Below are 19,137 nucleotides of genomic sequence, written 5' to 3' on the forward strand. Positions count from 1 at the left end.
ATATGGTAGGTTGGTGGTCATTAGCGGGGATGTATTCAAACGTATCAAAATCAAAATATTAGAAGTATCAGATGTATTTGGTGTACTTTGAAATTTAGTTAGTTTAGTACCTGGAAATTGAGCTGAGATACACTCGTAGGGTAATGAACCAAGGAGGAGAGAGCGAACAAGCTTGTTCATGTGCTACTGAAGGCAGCTATATGCTCGATGGCATCGAGGTTAAAGGACGAAGTGACAATAAGCTTGCTGAAATACGCAATCGAAAAATTGGATTTATTTTTCAAGGATTTCACTTACTACCTAGACTTACTGCATTTGAAAATGTTAAGCTGCCTCTGATTTATAGCGGTCTAACTACTAAGGAGAGGAAAGAGCGGACGGTCAAAGCACTGGGACAGGTCGGGCTGGAGGAGAGAATGCATCATAGGCCGAACGAGCTTTCCGGAGGTCAGCAGCAGAGGGTGGCAATTGCTCGTGCGCTGGCGACGCATCCGCCTATTTTGCTGGCGGATGAACCTACTGGTGCACTCGATACGAAAACAGGTCAAGAGGTGCTGGGGCTAATAGAAAAGTTGAACCAAGAGGGTCATACGGTTGTTCTTATTACACATGATATGGACGTTGCGAAACGCGCTTCACGCACAGTAATAATGAGGGATGGTGTTCTTAGCGAGCAAGGGGGTGACGGCTATGAAGCTGACGCAAGGCTTCAAGATGGCTTTCAAAAGCGTCTCATCAAACAAACTTAGAACGGTGCTCTCTATGCTCGGCGTATTGATTGGCGTTGCCACCGTTATAGCGCTCGTTGCCATGGGTGAAGGGTCTTCGAAGCAGGTAGAGGATCAAGTGGCGTCGCTAGGAACGAATTTGCTATCTGTTACAATTACAGGACGCGGTACGGATACTACCTTGTCTAAAGAAGAGGCGATGGAATTTGCCGACATTCCGAATGTGGCAGGCGTGTCACCGGTCGTTAGCAGTTCAGCTTCAGTGAAGTTTGAGAAGGAGAGTACTACCGTTACCGTGGAGGGGATTACGTCTGATTATGAGTTTGTTAATGATTTTAGTGTTCAAACTGGACGTTACATCGCACCAGTGGATGAGCTTAACTCGCAGAAGGTGGCGCTTATAGGTGTTACTACAGCAGACGAATTATTTGGTACAGAAGATCCACTGGGTAAAATTATTTTAATTAATGGCCTACGGTTTACCGTTGTGGGGTTGTTGGAAGCGAAAGGGAACTCACTAACAGGCTCTAACGATGAGAAGGTGCTTATACCTCACTCTACTGCACAGCGTGTCTTCAAGAGTATAGGTGTAAGATCGGTTTATATTCAGGTGACGGATATGGACTTGATGGATAGAGTGATGGCGTTGCTTGAAGTTCAACTGACAGAGAAGTTCCGCGGCGATACGAATAGTTATCGCGTATTTAATCAAGCGGATGCGATGGAGACTCTTAATTCGGTTAATGAGACGATGAATACGATGTTAGTTGGCGTTGCTGCGATTTCATTGGTTGTTGGGGGTATTGGCATTATGAATATTATGCTGGTATCTGTAACAGAACGTACTAGGGAGATTGGCATTCGAAAGTCGCTTGGTGCGAAGCGTCGAGACATACTATTACAATTTCTTGTTGAGGCTATTACTATTAGTGGTTTTGGCGGAATATTAGGTATATTGCTCGGCTATGCCTCCTCCATTGTAATTGGGAGAGTAATGGATACACAAGCATCTGTATCTACGGATATGATTCTGGCAGCATTCCTTTTTTCAGTTGCTGTTGGTGTTGTATTTGGTATATTCCCAGCTAATAAAGCGGCAAGGCTTAAGCCGGTAGATGCTCTACGACATGATTAATGATGATATTGATATAGCCTATCAAGTTCTAGCCTAGTATTATCCCTCATAGAATAAACCATTAAGGCCGGATTAAGAGAGGCGAGACTAGCTCTTCTGATAGGTGCTTACAGCCGTCCGGCCAGGATGGGAAGGGGTAAGCATGAGGCGAAGGATAGATAGATTGGCAGGACGGCTTCGACATTATTTATATGGGACAAGTCGTTGGTGGTCCTTATTCGGTATAGGCATATTGTTAGGTGCGACAATTGTGTTTACCAAATTAACTTTAATGGAGATCGCTTCTAACCAAGAGGGAGTACAACAGGCTGCTGCAGGGTTGGTTATAGGTGCAGATGCGTTGGTCACCGGCAAAGAAGGCAATACTGCTGTGCGAAGTAATGAAAGAGTAGAACAAACAGGTATCGACAAAGTGCGAACACCAGCCCTGCCTCAAAAGCCGAATAAACAGACGGGTTCATCGATAAAAAATGGAACTATAGAAGAAAGTGATGCACTAGATGAACAACTTGTCCGTGTTTATCTGACAAAGGATAAGCGAATCGAAACGGTCCCCCTTGAAGTTTATGTGCAGGGAGTACTAGCAGGTGAAATGCCGATAGAGTTTGAGCTAGAAGCTTTAAAGGCGCAAGCCATAGCAGCACGTACGTATATTGTTCGTAGAATTGCATTGAAGGATGCAACCGGTATTGCTGCTGAACAGGGAGACGTTACGGATACGATCGAGCATCAGGTATATATACCCATTGTTAAGCTAGATCGGAAGTGGTCGGGAGAGGCGAAGAAAGTGAATTTGGCTAAGCTGAAGCGGGCTGTAGCGGAAACGAAGGGTTTAATTATTACGTATGAGAATGAGCCGATACAAGCTTCTTTTTTTTCCACAAGTAATGGCTATACGGAAAATTCGGAAGATTACTGGGAACACAAGCTTCCATATTTACGAAGTGTGACAAGTCCATGGGATGCGGAAATTTCGCCTCGGTACAAAGAAACGATAGAGCTGACGAAGCAAGAATTTTATAGTAAGATGGGTTTTTCAGGGAACCATGCAACTGCGAAGCCTGCTATTAAAGTGATCGATAGAACAGAAGGAAAACGGATTAAGAGTATTAAAATTAATGGGAAAAGCTTCAGTGGACGTGAAGTGCGCGAGCGACTTAATCTCGCATCCTCACAGTTCACATGGAAGATAAAGAAGAATGATATTATCATTACTACATATGGCTTTGGACATGGCGTAGGTATGAGTCAATGGGGAGCAAACGGAATGGCGCAGGAAGGGAATAAGGCAGAAGATATTGTGCGTTACTACTATTCCGGTACAAAGGTAGAGAAAGCTTCGAAGATACTAAATGAAAAAAACTCTTAAAAAATACTATTCACCTCACGTATAAACCTAGCAGATCTGGTAACAATGGCTAGTGAGGTGATAGAAGATGAATGAACAAAACCAAAACAAACCGAAACAAAAGCCAGATGAAACTCCCAAAAACATTCTGGGAGAAACGTCTGCCGCCAAATCTAGCAGTGGATGGAAGAACCTCATTTCAAAGAGATGGGTTTCACCAGCGATCTTCATGGCAGCGGCAGCAATTATCGTAACCTTAATGTGGATCTATCAGGGAGCGGATCAATCGAGTCCAACAACAGCCAAGACCGATCCAACTGAAGTTTCACAAAAGGAAAATGTGAAGACACCAGGGAAGAAAGGCGAGTCCAAAGAGACAGTCGCAGGAGCAGAGCAAATGAAATGGCCAGTACTTGATGAAACTGCTCTGAAGATACAACTACCTTTCTATGACGCAACAGCAAGTGAAGCTGAACGCGAAGCAGCTTTGGTACAAGTGGGCAACACATTCTCAGGGCATATGGGTCTGGACTTTGTTGAGCCGAGCGGTAAGACATTTGATGTATTGGCGGCGTTGTCTGGAACGGTAACTCATTTGGAAAAGCACGCAACGAATGGCAACGTTATTGAAATTACGGCTGATGACGGTCTAGTGACTGTGTACCAAAGCGTAACGGACATTAAAGTTGCTAAAGGCGATGAAGTGCAACAAGGTACCATTATCGCACAAGCTGGTCGAAATGATCTCGAGCGCGATCTTGGCATCCACCTTCATTACGAAACACGCGAAAAAGGCAAGGCAGTAAATCCAAGCTCTTTGATTACGGAGTAGGATCGTACACACATATCCATTTAGAAAAATAGTTCTTTAGACTCTCAGGCAGGGGACATTCCCCTGCCTGTTTTATGTTTTTATGAAAAATAATTAACAATAAGGCTTGTCATGCTTGGACATAAAGAATATATACCCACTCCACTCATATAATGTACCAAACTATCTCGAGTAGGGAGGCGGGAACGTGCACGATTACATCAAAGAGCGAACCATTAAAATAGGCCGCTGCATCGTTGAAACGAAGCATACGGTGCGAACGATCGCCAAAGAGTTCGGTGTTTCCAAAAGCACGGTGCATAAGGACTTAACAGAGCGTCTGCCTGAAATTAATCCCGATCTAGCTGATCAAGTTAAGCACATTCTAGAGTATCACAAATCGATTAGGCATCTGAGAGGGGGGGAAGCAACCAAGATAAAATATAAGAAAACGAGTACGAAGAAGCGGGAAGTACAGGCGGCAGGTAAAATTTGAAGTTTTTTAACGGATTATAGAGGAATTTTGTCTTTTTTGGCGAATAATGAACGTTATCGGTTTCTATGTCAAGGGAACCAGTGGTACGTTGTGCAAACATTATTCGTTGGGGGACTTAAGCCTTATGCTAAGCAAGGATATTGGGATAGATCTTGGTACAGCCAATGTGTCCATTCATGTGAAGGGAAGAGGGGTAGTACTCGATGAGCCTTCTGTCGTAGCTATTGAAAGCGATACGAAGCGAGTGCTGGCCGTTGGCGAGGAAGCACATAGAATGGTAGGGCGTACGCCTGGAAACATAATTGCGATTCGACCTTTGCGGGATGGCGTTATTGCTGATTTCGATATAACGGAAATTATGCTTAAGGCATTCATTGATCGCGTTGACGGACGGAAATGGTTTAGCCGTCCTCGTATTTTGATATGTGCTCCAACAAACATTACTTCAGTTGAACAGAAGGCAATTCGTGAAGCAGCTGAGCGAAGTGGCGCAAAGGAAGTTTTTCTAGAGGATGAGCCGAAAGCTGCCGCTATAGGGGCTGGAATGGATATTTTCCAGCCCAGCGGCAATATGGTCGTTGATATTGGCGGGGGTACAACGGATGTGGCCGTTCTTTCGATGGGCGACGTTGTAACCGCGTCTTCTATTAAGGTTGCAGGTGATAAGTTTGACGATGCCATTATGAAGTTTATCAAAAATAAATACAAGCTTCTGATTGGTGAGAGAACAAGCGAGGATATTAAAATTAAGATAGGCTCCGTCTATGATATGGGGCATAAGGAAGAAATGGATATTCGCGGACGGGATATGGTATCGGGGCTTCCGCTTACGATTACAGTGCGTTCCGGAGAGATTCGCGAGGCGCTTTGGGATCCAATTATGGCAATCGTAACTGCAGCTAAAGCTGTGCTTGAGCAAACACCTCCAGAGTTATCTGCGGACATTATTGATCGCGGTGTTATTTTGACAGGTGGAGGCGCACTATTAGGGGGACTTGATGCTCTATTAGCTAAGGAACTTAAAGTGCCTGTGTTAATAGCTGAAAATCCAATGCACTGTGTCGTAAAAGGTACAGGCATCTTGCTTGATAACTTGGACAAGCTCGGGAAGAAGTAAGACGGCAGCGGCTGATCGCTTTAATTTGCACGGGTAGGGAGCCTTAGGGGGGCGAGCCGAGGTGTAAATGAGTCGAAGGTCGCAGAAACAAGCTATTCAGTCACCCTTGCTTATAACCGATAATATATAGAGGTAGCAAGAACGGTAGCGGCCGAGGAGGAAACAACTATGTTAAGAGGACTGTACACCGCGGCGTCGGGAATGATTTCGCAGCAGCGCAGACATGATACGGTAACGAATAATATTTCTAACATAAATACACCAGGCTATAAACAAACGAATGCAGTGACGAGGTCTTTTCCAGAAACGCTCTTGTCGTTGACGGGGGTAGAGCCTGAGCAAGCAACTACAATTGGAAAGCTTACAATGGGTGTTTTCGCAGAGGAAAGCCTTGCCATTCATTTGCAGGGTAACTTGCAGCAGACGAATAATGCATCCGATTTTGCTCTAATATCAAATATTGAAGTGCCGGGTCTTTCATTTGATGCCTCCGGCAAAAGTATAGGTCAAGAAGGCGAGATTACTTTCCAGCCCCAAGCTTTTTTTACCGTACAAGACCCAAGCGGTGAGATTCGCTATACAAGAGGCGGCGCATTTACTCTAACAGAGGATGGCTTTCTCATGTCTAGCGATGGTTCTAATGTGCTAGGCACTAATGGACAGCCCGTACAAATGCCGGTTGGCGTTGGGCTTGAGACTTTGTTATTAACCGATGATCAGCGTTTTGTAGATTCGAAAGGGAATGAAGTAGGAACACAGTTGCTCATTACCCGAGTAGAAAATCCGAATCAGCTCGTTCGCGAGGGTAATGGCAACTTTCGATTTGCGGTAGAAGGCGGAGAAGCACGTGCTATAGATCCAGGCGAACGTATAGAAGTGAGACAGGGCTACATTGAACGATCCAACGTGGACGCTGCACAAGCGGCGGTAGACCTCATGTCAGCGCTGCGTGCGTATGAGGCTAACCAGAAGGTTGTTCAATTTTATGATCAAAGCTTGAGCAAAGCTGTTAATGAAGTAGGACGAGTATAACGCTGTCAGGTTAATGTGGAGGAGGTACACCAAGGATGAACAGCTCGATGATCAATGCAATGGTATCCATGAACGGGTTGCAACAAAAGCTTGACTTGCTCGCTGACAATATAGCAAACGTAAATACAGTTGGCTATAAAAAGAAGGAAGCAACCTTCGAGGATCTTCTGAATAATATTAAAAACCAGCCTGATGTATTTAATCAGCCAGGACGATTATCTCCAATGAACTTCAATCAAGGCTGGGGCTCTAGAATGACGATGATCCAACCCAATCTAACGCAAGGTCCTTTGCAAGGTACGGACAAGGATACAGACATTGCGATTGAAGGAAACGGTTTGTTCGAGGTTGTAGTCGGTGCTGATGGCAACCGAGCCTACACGCGCAATGGGGCGTTTCAGTTGACGCTGGGCGCAAACGGTGATACGATTCTGGCAACGGAAGACGGTTATCCGGTTGTTGCTAATGTAAGAGATCCACTAACTAACCAGTTTGTGGAGGGCAACATTGTTGTGCCACAGGGCTACAGCATGCGCGTTAATCCTGATGGTACAGTACTTGGTGTATCTTCTGATCGGACCATTGAGCTTGGAAATATCAAGCTGTTGCAAGCAACACGTCCTGCCGCTTTAACGGCGGTAGCAGATAATTTGTATGTTATAGCGGACGGCATTAACCAAGGTGATGTCGTGCAAGTGATAGTGCCGGACTCGGAGAATGGTTTATCGTTGCGTCAAGGAGCATTGGAGCAATCCAATGTAAACCTAACGGACGAGATGACCGAACTTATTACTGTGCAGCGCGCCTATCAATTGGCAGCCAGAGCATTATCGTCAAGTGATACGATGATGAGTTTGGCAAATGGTTTGCGCTCTTAAAGATAGGATGATGTGAATGAGTATGGCCGATGAACGAATCATCGAACGCGAAGCAAAGGGGTTCGAGAGTCTAGCTGAAGGAGGAAGCCCCGGCAGAGGTAATCGCGGTAAAAGCGAGAAGTCTGACGGAGCTTCGGACAAGAAGCAACGGCCCACAGGTGTTAAGGTGCTGCTATGGATTTTACGCAAAAGCATCGTACCGCTCATAATGATTATTATGCTTGTTGGTGGATTATATATTGGATATGTAGTCATCGGAAAACAGCCGAGTGGTGAAGTATTCAATTGGTCGACTTGGAAGCATATGTATGACCTCGTTTTTGCAGAGTCATAAAGTGAATGCAAAAAAGCAGAACAGGATTATTATCCTGATCTGCTTTTTTATTATTTCGTTTGATGTTATTAACTTACCGTTACTCGGAAAGTAATGCTCTTGCCATTAAACGTTGCTTTAATGGAGGCGGAACCTTTACTTAGAGCTGTAATCTTGCCATCCTTAACAGTTGCTACATTAGCCCTTGACGAAGTCCAAGTCGCGGCATCCGTTACGTTAACTGGGCTTCCTGTTGTGTAATTGGCTTGCAGCGTCACATTATAGGTCGCGCCAGGACTTAGCTTCATCGATTTGCTGGACAAAACAAGTGACTTCAATTGTGGTGATACAACAATCAAAACTTCAACGGTTTTACCTTGGTAGGAGCCAGTAAGTTTCGTTGTACCTACTGCGATCGCCTTAACGGTTGAACTTTTTACAGTCGCAATTGCTGTATTATTTACGACCCAGTTCATTTTGGAACCAAGTGATACCTGTGCTCCGCTCTTGTAGTAACCCGTCACTTTGATTGATTTGGATTTGGACGGGTTAAGAGAAATTGTAGTCGGCTCGATCTCAAATCTTACGATTTCTTCTTCGATTTTGATTTTAACAGAGACGGTTTTGTTTAAATAAGTAGCCGTTAGCGTTAAGCTGGATGGCTCTATGCCTTTCATCGTCTTCGTCTTAATTACGATGTTATCAGATGAAGCTTTCCATTTTACTCTGCTTGATACATCTTCTTCTTCGCCGTCTTCATTGATGACGTTAACTTGTGGTAGATCAACTTCTTTTCCAAGAATAATACTCATATCTTTTACTTCAGCAATTAACTTTAAAGGCTTGATGTGAACGATAAGTTTAGTGTCTACTTCTATGTTGTGAATCTTTGCTGTAAGAACAGATTCACCGATTTTATTTGCCGTCCATTTTTCATCTTTTATGCTGACAACTTTCTCGTCTTCAGAAGACCATTGTACTAGCTTCGATACATCGACCTTCGAGCCATCGAAGGTTGTTCCAGTAACAACCGGAAATTGACCGCTCTCTTCAGCAAAGGCATCGATAGTTTCCTCTTCTATGCTAAGCTTGAAAATGCTTGGGTAAACCGTTACATCAATGCTGCGGCTAACTCCTTTATGTGTCGCTGTTATTCTAGTTGTGCCGACTCCTTTAGGCGTTACGAGTCCTTCGGATACGGTTGCTACTACGACATTAGAAGATGTCCATACTGCTTCTTTAGTAATAGGACTCGGGAAGCTGGAATTGTTGAGCGCTTCAGCAGTAATTTGTAATGCTGGGTCTTGCAATAAGAAGTGATATTCTTTCTCTATGGATAACCTGATCGATTGATACGGCGTTCTTACGACAATGTTTATTGAAGTAGATACACCTTTGTGTGAAACAGTGATGGTCGTTTGTCCGGCACCTACAACCGTTACGACCCCTTTATCAACCGTAGCTACTTTTGTATTTCCGCTAACCCATTTAGCTACATCTGTGACTATAGGCGTTCCGCCTGTTTTTTCGATAACGGAAGCGGATAGTCTCTCGTCAAGATCACCAACATTCATCTCCAGTAACTTGTCTTTCACCTTCAAAGAGTCAATAGAGATTGATTTGTAGGGAGATGAGATGGTAATGATAATGGAATCTGATTTACCCTTGTACTTAGCTGTGATCGTAACAGTACCAGTTCCGACTAGCGTAATAGTTCCATCATCAACTGTAGCGATAGCAGCGCTGGATGTTGTCCAGACAGCGTCTGAAGCAATGAGTTCAGTTTTCGTTGATTTTGTTCCATTCAACGTAAATTGTAAAGAGTTGCCTAGCTCGATATCTTCTATTTTGTCAGGTGCAGTTTGTCCGTTTTGCATTAAAGTTACAGAATCATAAATATAATCAGAAGTAACCTTAATCGATTTGGTGTAGTTTTTATAGGTAGCACTTATCGTCGATGTTCCTTTTCCGACTCCTGTAATTACCCCTTTTTCAACTTTAACGAATGAGGTATTGGAAGATTTCCAGGTTGCATCTGCTGTTACATTCTTCTTGCTCGAAGAACCTGATATGGAAGCAAAAACGGATAGGTTAACTTTATCGTCCTCAACGAAAGCTATAAGTGATGATGTGCTGCTGTTATAGTCCTCCGATTTGTATTCAAACTCAATGTCGGTTACTGTATCCTCCGCTGCACGAGCAATTCCTGGTACTGAAGTCAAGACGAGCATAACGGCTAGCGCGGCTGCCAGCCACCTTCGAGTTGCTTTTAACGACATGTTCAAACTAGAGCTTACGTTCACTATATCCCAGCCTTTCTCTTTTAGTATCTTTACTATTTAACGGTTTGTAGGGATTAGAAATGAATAAAGATGCGAATATTTCACAATTTTAATTTTTGTGAAAACGTGAAACGTTTACTCTTATGAAGTGGTAGTTGTATAATAGTTGGGAACGTGATGGGAAAGTCAGCGATAGGCTGAGGAGCGTGACCGTTTGAATTTGCCGAATTTGTTAACTTCATTGCGGTTTGTTTTAATACCGGTTTATATCGGGGTATTCGTAGAGGGACACATGATTCCTGCGTTTTTTATTATGGTGGCAGCAGGTGTTACTGACGTTCTCGACGGATATATTGCACGTAAAAGGGGTCAGGTTACAGCTTTAGGAATGATGCTGGACCCACTGGCTGATAAGCTCATGCTTATAACTGTCATTGTGTCGTTGCTTATATCCGGCCATATTTCATGGGCGGCAGCCGCGGCGATGTTTTTGCGCGATTTGGGCATGATAGCTGGAGGGTTATTTTATCATTTTCGGGGAAAGAAGACTGTACCTGCCAATTGGATGGGCAAGCTGACGACTGTATTGTTTTACGCGGCGATTGCACTGATTTTCTTTGAAGCACCACATGCGCATACTTATTTATGGGCAGTTATTATGTTTTCATTCGTTACTTCAACTATGTATATTGTGATGTTTAGTGCGCTTAATAAGCAAGCAGAGGGATCACCTCCCTGACATTCATAACAGATTGCTACAATACGAGGGTTTAAAAAGAACAAAGGGGCCTGACGATGGACACTTCTGGTCCACAAGCCAAGCCCCTTATCTTAACCTTCACAAACTGCAGTTTCATGAGGGATATGTTTAGTTTGATCAATAGAAGCAAATTTTATACTACCTAACAATCGAGAGGGGTTTTATCATGTTAGATATCAATCAAATTCAAGAAATAATTCCGCACCGCCCGCCATTTTTGTTAATAGATCGGATTTTGGAGGTAGAACCAGGTGTAAGAGCTGTGGGTCTCAAAAATGTAACGATGAACGAACCATATTTCGTTGGTCATTTTCCTGGCTATCCTGTTATGCCTGGCGTTCTTATAGTTGAAGCGTTAGCGCAGGTTGGTTCTGTGGCGATGCTCATGCTGGAGGCAAACCGAGGAAAACTTGGTTTTTTTGCTGGGATTGACGGCTTTCGCTTTCGCGGTCAAGTAAAACCAGGTGATACACTTACGCTTGAAGTTCAAATTACTCGCCTAAAAGGACCAATCGGTAAAGGGAAAGCGACTGCTATGGTCGGCGATCAAGTGGTTGCGGAAGGTGAGCTTATGTTCGCCCTGTCGGATCCTTCCTAAGCTTTTTAACTATTGAAAAGAAAGAGGTAATCGAATATGACGAATTCATCTAATGGGACTGCTATTGATAAATATAATGTTTGGTTGAATGATCCTTTAATTGATGCTTCTACTAAAGAGGAGCTTCGCGGTATTGAAGGGCAAGAGAAAGAAATAACGGATCGTTTTTATCGTGATCTTGAATTTGGTACAGGCGGCTTGCGAGGAGTAATGGGTGCTGGAACTAATCGTTTGAACACATATACGGTTGGTAAAGCAACACAAGGACTTGCTAACTGGCTGCTCGCAGGAGCAACTAAAGACGGCGGAAGTCCGTCAGTTGTTATAGCACATGATTCTCGCAATTTCTCTCCGGAATTTGCAGTTGATGCTGCGCTTGTTCTAGCAGGCAACGGAATTACAACGTATTTGTTCGAATCACTTCGGGCGACTCCTCAATTGTCCTTTGCTGTAAGAGCGCTGGGCGCGTCTAGCGGCATTGTTATTACAGCCAGCCACAATCCGCCGGAATACAATGGGTACAAGGCATATGGCGCTGATGGCTGTCAATTGATACCGGAGGAAGCTGAACAGGTTATCGCGGCAATTGGAAGCATTAACGGCTTCGATGAAGTTAAACGAATTTGCCGTGAAGAAGCCGAAGGTAAGGGGCTTTTACGTTGGTTAGGTGAAGATGCGGACCAACAGTATATAGACACAGTTGTAGCGCAGAGCTTAAATGCTGAGCTTTTAAAAGGTGATATAGGCGAACAGTTCAATGTCGTATTTACACCGCTGCATGGCTCTGGCAATATGCCGGTGCGTGAGGTATTAAAGCAGGCTGGATTCAGAAATGTTCACATCGTTGCTGAGCAAGAACAACCGGATGGATATTTTAGCACAGTTAAATCACCTAATCCCGAGGAACGTGAAGCATTTACGCTTGCTGTTCAGCTGGCGCAAAAGGTAAATGCCGATATTATTATCGGTACGGATCCAGATGCCGATCGCATGGGTGCGGTAGTGAAAAATAACGATGGTGAATATGTGGTGCTCTCGGGTAATCAATCTGGTGCGTTGATGGTGCATTACGTGCTGAGTCAGTTGAAAGAGCGAGGCGAACTTCCTAGCAATGGCATTGTTATTAAAACGATCGTGACTAGTGAATTAGGAGCTGAGATTGCACGCTCATTTGGCGTGTCGGTTGAAAGTACGTTAACAGGCTTCAAATATATTGGCGAGAAAATGACACAATATGAAAAAACGGGAGAGCGCACATTCCTTTTCGGATATGAGGAGAGCTACGGCTATCTTGCCGGTACTTACGCGCGGGATAAAGATGCGATTGTTGCTTCCTTATTGATTTGCGAAGCAGCTGCGTTCTATAGCAGTCAAGGGAAAACGTTATATGATGTGCTTCTTGAGCTGTATACACAGCATGGCTTTTATTTGGAAAGTCTTGAATCTAGGACGCTTAAGGGTATCGATGGCGTACAGCAAATTGCAGCGATTATGGGTGATTGGCGCCAAAGCCCGCCGACTGAAGTTAATGGCATTAAAATAGATAGTATTCTTGATTATAGTAAAGGCCTGGAAGGCTTACGTCCTGAGAACGTCTTGAAATATATGCTAGAGGACGGATCGTGGTTCTGTCTTCGACCTTCCGGCACGGAGCCGAAAATCAAGGTGTATTTTGCGGTTAAGAGCGATTCTAAGGAATCGGCAGATAGCTTGCTGCAATCATTAAAGATAGCAGTTATGGAAAGAGTAGACCGTAACAAATAGAGAACCAATTTAGAGGTAAGAACGGAGGAGTCTCGTGCTTTCAGGATGGAAGAAGTGGAATAGACGAGCTAGACTTTTTCTTTGGGTCATTGCATTAGTTGGTGTAGCAGCAGCTTTGCCAATTGGTGCTGTGCGTATGGAGATGGAGGATTCGTCTAAGAAAGTTGAATATATTTTTGATTACCGGGATATCGTTGAGGTTGCTGAACTTCAACCAAGACCACAGGCTTTTGTAGCTGAGCAATTGGTGAAGATGAAGGAAGCTGGACTTACGACGATGGCGGTATACGAAAGTTCACTTAGAGAGCTCCAGCAATCAGGCAGAATAACTTATTATAATTCTAAGGACGCGGCGTTGCTTCAAGGTAAATTAGAACCAGTCGGTCAGAACTTTACTTATATTTTATTTACAGGTAAAAAAGAGGAAGAGATGGTCGGACCGATCATCCGCTCGGCTTTTGATCGTGTAGGTGCCAAATATAGCGATTGGACGTTTGAAGGTCGCAAGGGTATGGTTGTAGAGCTGTCTGTTTCTGATGCGGTTCTCAAGACGATGGACCCTGATCCAATGGCTCTAAAGGCTATCCACGATGCGGGCTTAGGCATATTGCCACGTTTTTCTGATCGTGTATTGCCATTTGATAGCATTGCAACGGATAAACTGCTTGGCGAACTGAAGGGTTACGGTGTAAATCGTGTATTATTTGATGGTGAAAAAGTTAAAGGTGCGTCTGACTATTCATCCGAAAATAATACCCTGCAGCAATTCGCTGATATGTTAAATAAATATGATATGGGTATCACAACTATTGAAAATTTAAAAAAACCTCAGCAAGGCATAAATAAATTAGCATTTTATACAGATTATAACGTAGTAAGGTTATATTCCTTATCCCCTGAGGATGGCATGAAAATGACGCCAGAGGGAATTACGGATCGTTTTCTGTTAGCTTCGAAGGATCGTAATATTCGTATGTTCTTTATCAACGGAATTGTTCAAGGCGACTCAAGTAAAGGGATGCTAGTAAATTCCTTGGATAAGCTTACTGATGCATTTGGCGGAAGTGAAGGGGTTGTTGCTAAGCTTGCAGATGCCGGCTTCGAACCAGGTGTTCCTCAAGCGTACGATTATGAGCAGCCAGCTTGGTCGAAGGCTCTTCGGGGAGTCGTGGCAGTTGGAGCAATTGCAATGATCGCTCTTCTTGTGGGGGCGTTTATACCAGGCGTATACATTCCTGTATTTATTTTAGGGGTAATCGGCAGTGCCGGTTTGTATGTGCTGAACAGCTCGACAATGGAACAGGCGCTTGCGCTTGGAGCGGCAATCAGTATGCCGACACTCGGTCTTATTTGGGTCATGAATCGTATTCATTCCCGAACACTTGGTGACCGACGTATCGTTGGGGGCGAAGATTGGTCAGTTGGTCGCAGCCAAGCTTCACAAGCTGCTTATCAAGCGGAGAGCTTGTCCGATAGCAGCAGCCAAGTGAAGTGGGTTTTCCCAAGTCTTTCTGTGGGCCGCCGTATCGGTATAGCGTTAAATTGGTTTATTGTTGCTTCCTTAATCTCACTCAGTGCTGTGCCGATCATATTCGGTCTATTGAATAACATTACGTACAGCTATGTATTGGAGCAATTCCGCGGGGTTAGCCTACTGCATCTCGCTCCGATTGCTCTTGTAGCTATTTATGTTTTTTTCTACAATGGGCAATCGACAATCGGAACCATTCGTAAGCTGCTAATGCAGCCTATAACCGTAATGTGGGTTATACTCGCCGTTGTTATTGGTGCGGTTGGTTTTTATTATCTATCTCGTACGGGTAATGCTGGACATGCGACTTCTATCGAGCTTATCATACGTAACATACTGGAATCGACTTTTGGTGTACGACCGCGCTTCAAGGAATTTTTACTGTCGCATCCGCTGCTCATTCTTGGATTGTTCCTTTCACTACGTTACCGTGCGGCATGGCTGCTCGTTATTGTGGGTTCGATTGGACAACTATCGATGGTAGACACTTTCGCGCATCTTCATACGCCGCTTTATATTTCAACAATTCGAGTATTACTTGGTTTAGGTGCGGGTATTATCATCGGGTGCATTCTAATTATTGCGTGGCAGCTTGTGGAAGGGGCATTACGTAAATGGGCACCAGCAATCAAACGCAAATTCGTCGAATAGTCATCTCTGGCTACTACGGTTTTCGTAATAGCGGGGATGAGGCTGTGCTTCTTTCTATTTTGCTCGCACTGGAAGAGCAGGGAAAGTCGCATGGCGTTAAAATCCAACCAATTGTGTTATCGGCTGATCCTGCATGGACTAGCCAAATGTACGGCGTAGAATCGGTACGCCGCATGCATCCTTCTGATTTGTTGAGGGCGCTGCGCAGCAGTGATGGCCTTATCAGCGGCGGCGGAAGCCTGCTGCAGGATGCCACAGGGACGAAGACGATACCGTATTACACAGGAGTCATGAAGCTTGCTCAACTGCTTGGCAAGCCGACGTTCGCTTATTCGCAGGGCATCGGGCCGGTTAATCGCCGCTGGATGGATCCATTGATCCGTCACGTAATGAGGCGCAGCGCATACGTGTCTGTGCGTGACACAGAATCCGCTGCTTTGCTTGGGCGGATTGGCGTGCCGCTGGATCGGATCGATGTTGTACCCGATCCGGTGATGGGGCTGCCGCTGCCGGCTGGCGTAGCTTCTGCGATTGGTGCGGGGGAGCAAGGGCAGGAGCAAGCGCTCCGCGCTAACGAGCCGCCCCTAGTCGGCGTCTCCCTACGGCGCTGGCGCGCCGATGGCGCGGACCTCGCACGCGCCGCCGAAGCGCTAGTCGCGCTGTCGAAGCGCATGCCTGTGCGGCTGCGCTTCCTGCCGTTCCACACCCCCTCCGACACAGAATCGTCGGAGCTGGTGCTGGAACGGCTGCGCGGCAGGCTCGGCAACGGTTCCACCGCCGAGCTAGCCGCGCCTAGCGACGACCCCCAGCAAATGCTGCTGGAGGTCAGTCGCTGTGACGCTTTGTTCGGCATGCGCCTCCATGCGCTCATCTATGCCGCCAATCAAAGCGTGCCTATGCTTGGCTTATCCTACGACCCAAAAATCGATCAGTTCCTGCATCGATTAGGATTAACGCCTATCGGCACGACTGAGGAGCTGCATGCTGAAGCATTTGCTGATGCCGCGTGCGCGTTGCTGAATGATCGTGCGGGCTGGCAGGCACAGCACCGCCAAGCAATCGACCTTTTAAAACAACAATCCCAAAAACCAGCGCAACATATCGTACAACTATTGCGTTTAAATTATAAGACTTTATAGGTTTCACATTTAAAATATAGGAAAGTATATCATTTTGCCATACTTTCTCTATATTTCTGCGGAATGAAACGCGCCACCGCCATAAGGACGGGCACAGCCGTTTCACCTTGTAATAGGCTTATAATTCTCCGCGAAACGAGCTTTTGCCGCTAGGACGGCGACAGCCGTTTACGCTTGCATATATTGAGGTGACTTGCTCATGTCGAAACAACTACTAACCGTGCCGATTTATGGCATACCCTTCTCGAAAATGAGCATGGACGAGACGGTCAGCTATTTAACTAAAGCAATTGAAGAGAGACGTCTGACACATGTCATTACGGCTAATCCCATAATGATTATGTCCGCGGTCGATGATCCGAATTATCACAGGATGATTAATCGTGCAGATTTAATCGTTCCGGACGGAGCAGGAGTCGTGTGGGCTGCCAAACAGGCTGGAAATCCGGTAACGGAGAGAGTGACAGGCTTTGATCTTCTGCAACGTCTCATGCAACAAGGTGAAGCGCGCAGATGGAAGGTCTACCTATTAGGCACTTCTCAAGAAATTATTGAGGCGGCGGCAGAGAAGCTGCAGCTTCAATATCCGCAGATTCGAATTGTCGGCTATCGTAACGGTTTTTTCGGAGCAGATCAGGACGAGGAAGTGGTCGAAGTGATCAAGCAAGCGGCGCCCGATATTCTCTTCGTGGCACGCGGTGCGGATACGCAGGAGCCGTGGATCGTCAAGTTTAAGCAGAAGCTAAATGTGCCTCTAATTATGGGTGTCGGTGGAAGCTTTGATGTAGTTTCTGGTAAGTTGAAGCGTGCTCCAATTATTTTCCAGAAACTTAAGCTGGAATGGGCATATCGCTTATTGCAGGAGCCAAAGCGCTATAAAAGAATGCTTGTTTTGCCGAAATTCGTCGTGAAAGTGCTTCGCGACAAAGAAAACATAACAAAACATCGTTCTACACCATGAAATATCCGCCAAAACCGTTGAAAATGGTTGAAAACGGGAGTGGAGTTTCTTTTTCAATCGGAGTATAATTCACTTCGGTAGAAAGAAAAAGGAGAGTTGCACACATGCCTGTTGGCTTGCTGTATACAATTGGATTTATTATAGCTCTTATATTGGCAATCATAATGACACCGCTCGTGAAGAAATTCGCATTTAAAGTTGGTGCAATCGATAAACCGAACCACCGCAAGGTACATACGCGCATTATGCCGCGTCTTGGCGGGCTAGCTATTTATGTTGCGTTTGTGGGGGCATTTTTTATCATGTCGCCATTCATTCCGGAAGGTCTGCTTCGCCCGAAAGATTTAAACATGATCTACGCCCTTTTGGTGGGCGGCACCATTATTATTATTCTCGGCGCATTTGATGATCGTTTCGAGCTGTCTGCTAAAGTAAAGCTGATCGGTCAAGTAGCTGCCGCATGTGTCGTTGTATTCGGCTTTGACGTGAAGATCGACCTGCTGAATATTCCGTTTGGTGAAACGATGCAGCCGATTGCTGCGTGGATTAGTATTCCAATCACGATCCTATGGATCGTCGGTGTAACAAACGCTATTAACTTGATCGACGGCCTTGATGGGCTAGCAGCTGGGGTATCAGGTATCGCGATAGCAACAATCGTTGTTATGGCATCGCTGATGGGCTTCCAGCCGGTCATCTTGCTTAGCACATTGCTGCTCGGCGGTATAGTAGGGTTTCTCGTATTTAATTTCCATCCTGCCAAAATATTTATGGGCGACTCCGGCTCACTGTTTCTCGGCTTCAGTCTAGCAACGCTTTCGATGCTCGGCTTCAAGCAAGTAACGCTCGTCTCATTCGTAACGCCTCTGCTTATCATTGGCGTTCCGCTATCGGACACGTTCTTCGCCATCGTTCGTCGCTATGTGAACAAGAAACCAATATTCGCGCCGGATAAAGGTCACCTGCATCACAGATTGCGCGACCTAGGCTTCAGCCACCGTCGCACAGTGCTTATTATTTGGGGCGTTAGCGCCGTATTTGGGGCTCTCGCAATCATTCAATCAGCGGTCGTACAATCGAGCGCGGCGAACTGGATAACCTTTGCGGTCATCTGCCTGCTCATGTTCCTCCTGCAAATCGGCGCCGAGGTCACTGGCATCGTCGACAAGACGCGCAGGCCGCTTATCAACTTCTTGAATCGCATGCGGCTTCGTCTTAAAGTAGACGCGGAATCGCGGTCGAAGTAATCTTTAAAATGAAACATGTCTATGACTCAGACTTCTTAATTGCATAAGTATGTGCCTTATATTGAGCCCCCTGATTCCTCATTGGATCGGGGGCTTTTTTTTGTTCTCTTCTATTTTAAGAAATACCGTCTTTTTTTTGAGTAACTTACTCATCTATCTAAAAATTTGACGCTTCATAACCGATAACTAAGATACAGAACTTTTCGGCGGTCAGTATGCCTGTTAATTATAGATATTAAATCTGACTAAAGAGGGAAAAGGAGGAGCGATTATCCGTAAGATCATATCAGGCGGAAAAGCATCTACATTGTAGATATTGCTCAATACCATTATTTTAAAAAGCTTA

16 protein-coding genes and 1 pseudogene are annotated in these 19,137 nt (G+C 45.1%); 16 read left to right on the forward strand and 1 reads right to left on the reverse strand.

All coding sequences use genetic code 11. The annotated features are described in order from the left end of the window. Positions 1-185: 185 nt before the first annotated feature. The 9 genes and pseudogenes from AC1DWN_RS02185 to AC1DWN_RS02225 all read left to right on the forward strand — a co-directional run. A pseudogene (locus AC1DWN_RS02185) lies at positions 186-749 on the forward strand (ABC transporter ATP-binding protein); the annotation flags it as partial. After that, complete coding sequence (locus tag AC1DWN_RS02190; RefSeq protein WP_477557312.1) at positions 691-1,863, forward strand: ABC transporter permease; 1,173 nt, start codon at positions 691-693, stop codon at positions 1,861-1,863. The pseudogene AC1DWN_RS02185 and the gene AC1DWN_RS02190, both read left to right, overlap by 59 nt. Positions 1,864-2,005: 142 nt before the next feature. Further along, positions 2,006-3,232, forward strand: a complete 1,227-nt coding sequence (gene spoIID / locus AC1DWN_RS02195; protein WP_477557313.1) for a stage II sporulation protein D — start codon at positions 2,006-2,008, stop codon at positions 3,230-3,232. A gap of 67 nt (positions 3,233-3,299) precedes the next feature. Further along, entirely contained in the window at positions 3,300-4,043 is a 744-nt protein-coding gene (locus AC1DWN_RS02200; protein ID WP_477557314.1) for a peptidoglycan DD-metalloendopeptidase family protein, read from the forward strand. A gap of 187 nt (positions 4,044-4,230) precedes the next feature. Further along, on the forward strand, positions 4,231-4,518 hold the full coding sequence (spoIIID, locus tag AC1DWN_RS02205) for a sporulation transcriptional regulator SpoIIID (RefSeq protein ID WP_475812528.1): 288 nt from the start codon (positions 4,231-4,233) through the stop codon (positions 4,516-4,518). A 124-nt stretch (positions 4,519-4,642) separates the two neighbouring features. Beyond that, a complete protein-coding gene (gene mreB / locus AC1DWN_RS02210; protein ID WP_477557315.1) occupies positions 4,643-5,635 on the forward strand; it encodes a rod shape-determining protein MreB in 993 nt (330 codons plus the stop codon). Positions 5,636-5,803: 168 nt separating this feature from the next. Next, entirely contained in the window at positions 5,804-6,667 is an 864-nt protein-coding gene (locus tag AC1DWN_RS02215) for a flagellar hook-basal body protein (RefSeq protein ID WP_477557316.1), read from the forward strand. A gap of 35 nt (positions 6,668-6,702) precedes the next feature. Then, positions 6,703-7,545, forward strand: coding sequence for a flagellar hook-basal body protein (locus AC1DWN_RS02220; protein ID WP_477557317.1), 843 nt, complete (start codon positions 6,703-6,705; stop codon positions 7,543-7,545). A 16-nt stretch (positions 7,546-7,561) separates the two neighbouring features. Then, positions 7,562-7,879, forward strand: a complete 318-nt coding sequence (locus AC1DWN_RS02225) for a DNA-directed RNA polymerase subunit beta (protein ID WP_477557318.1) — start codon at positions 7,562-7,564, stop codon at positions 7,877-7,879. A gap of 68 nt (positions 7,880-7,947) precedes the next feature. On the opposite strand, the gene AC1DWN_RS02230 is transcribed toward AC1DWN_RS02225, so the two are convergent. Continuing rightward, positions 7,948-10,161: a hypothetical protein gene (locus AC1DWN_RS02230; protein WP_477557319.1), complete on the reverse strand. Its 2,214-nt coding sequence runs from the start codon at positions 10,159-10,161 to the stop codon at positions 7,948-7,950. A gap of 193 nt (positions 10,162-10,354) precedes the next feature. Here AC1DWN_RS02230 and AC1DWN_RS02235 point away from each other — a divergent pair, with 193 nt between their 5' ends. From AC1DWN_RS02235 to AC1DWN_RS02265, 7 genes are all read left to right on the forward strand, one after another. Continuing rightward, positions 10,355-10,879 carry a CDP-alcohol phosphatidyltransferase family protein gene (locus AC1DWN_RS02235; protein ID WP_477557320.1) on the forward strand — a complete coding sequence of 175 codons (525 nt, stop codon included), beginning with the start codon at positions 10,355-10,357 and terminating at the stop codon, positions 10,877-10,879. Between the two features lie 187 nt (positions 10,880-11,066). After that, entirely contained in the window at positions 11,067-11,498 is a 432-nt protein-coding gene (fabZ, locus tag AC1DWN_RS02240; protein ID WP_477557321.1) for a 3-hydroxyacyl-ACP dehydratase FabZ, read from the forward strand. 36 nt (positions 11,499-11,534) lie between these two features. Further along, on the forward strand, positions 11,535-13,262 hold the full coding sequence (locus AC1DWN_RS02245) for a phospho-sugar mutase (RefSeq protein WP_477557322.1): 1,728 nt from the start codon (positions 11,535-11,537) through the stop codon (positions 13,260-13,262). Between the two features lie 34 nt (positions 13,263-13,296). After that, positions 13,297-15,444 carry a DUF5693 family protein gene (locus tag AC1DWN_RS02250; protein ID WP_477557323.1) on the forward strand — a complete coding sequence of 716 codons (2,148 nt, stop codon included), beginning with the start codon at positions 13,297-13,299 and terminating at the stop codon, positions 15,442-15,444. Then, positions 15,408-16,583, forward strand: coding sequence for a polysaccharide pyruvyl transferase CsaB (gene csaB / locus AC1DWN_RS02255; protein ID WP_477557324.1), 1,176 nt, complete (start codon positions 15,408-15,410; stop codon positions 16,581-16,583). The genes AC1DWN_RS02250 and csaB overlap by 37 nt, the downstream gene beginning before the upstream one ends. Before the next feature lie 199 nt (positions 16,584-16,782). Then, positions 16,783-17,544 carry a WecB/TagA/CpsF family glycosyltransferase gene (locus AC1DWN_RS02260; protein WP_477557325.1) on the forward strand — a complete coding sequence of 254 codons (762 nt, stop codon included), beginning with the start codon at positions 16,783-16,785 and terminating at the stop codon, positions 17,542-17,544. Positions 17,545-17,648: 104 nt separating this feature from the next. Continuing rightward, positions 17,649-18,791 carry an MraY family glycosyltransferase gene (locus AC1DWN_RS02265; RefSeq protein ID WP_477557326.1) on the forward strand — a complete coding sequence of 381 codons (1,143 nt, stop codon included), beginning with the start codon at positions 17,649-17,651 and terminating at the stop codon, positions 18,789-18,791. Positions 18,792-19,137: the final 346 nt, after the last annotated feature.

Source organism: Paenibacillus sp. P4_A7 (assembly GCF_056402455.1).

Coding starts and splice junctions, on each gene's coding strand:
- AC1DWN_RS02265 (WP_477557326.1), top strand. CDS start 17,649: ATGCCTGTTGGCTTGCTGTATACAATTGGATTTATTATAGCTCTTATA.
- AC1DWN_RS02225 (WP_477557318.1), top strand. CDS start 7,562: ATGAGTATGGCCGATGAACGAATCATCGAACGCGAAGCAAAGGGGTTC.
- AC1DWN_RS02220 (WP_477557317.1), top strand. CDS start 6,703: ATGAACAGCTCGATGATCAATGCAATGGTATCCATGAACGGGTTGCAA.
- mreB (WP_477557315.1), top strand. CDS start 4,643: ATGCTAAGCAAGGATATTGGGATAGATCTTGGTACAGCCAATGTGTCC.
- AC1DWN_RS02200 (WP_477557314.1), top strand. CDS start 3,300: ATGAATGAACAAAACCAAAACAAACCGAAACAAAAGCCAGATGAAACT.
- fabZ (WP_477557321.1), top strand. CDS start 11,067: ATGTTAGATATCAATCAAATTCAAGAAATAATTCCGCACCGCCCGCCA.
- AC1DWN_RS02260 (WP_477557325.1), top strand. CDS start 16,783: ATGTCGAAACAACTACTAACCGTGCCGATTTATGGCATACCCTTCTCG.
- AC1DWN_RS02245 (WP_477557322.1), top strand. CDS start 11,535: ATGACGAATTCATCTAATGGGACTGCTATTGATAAATATAATGTTTGG.
- AC1DWN_RS02215 (WP_477557316.1), top strand. CDS start 5,804: ATGTTAAGAGGACTGTACACCGCGGCGTCGGGAATGATTTCGCAGCAG.
- csaB (WP_477557324.1), top strand. CDS start 15,408: ATGGGCACCAGCAATCAAACGCAAATTCGTCGAATAGTCATCTCTGGC.
- spoIID (WP_477557313.1), top strand. CDS start 2,006: ATGAGGCGAAGGATAGATAGATTGGCAGGACGGCTTCGACATTATTTA.
- AC1DWN_RS02190 (WP_477557312.1), top strand. CDS start 691: ATGAAGCTGACGCAAGGCTTCAAGATGGCTTTCAAAAGCGTCTCATCA.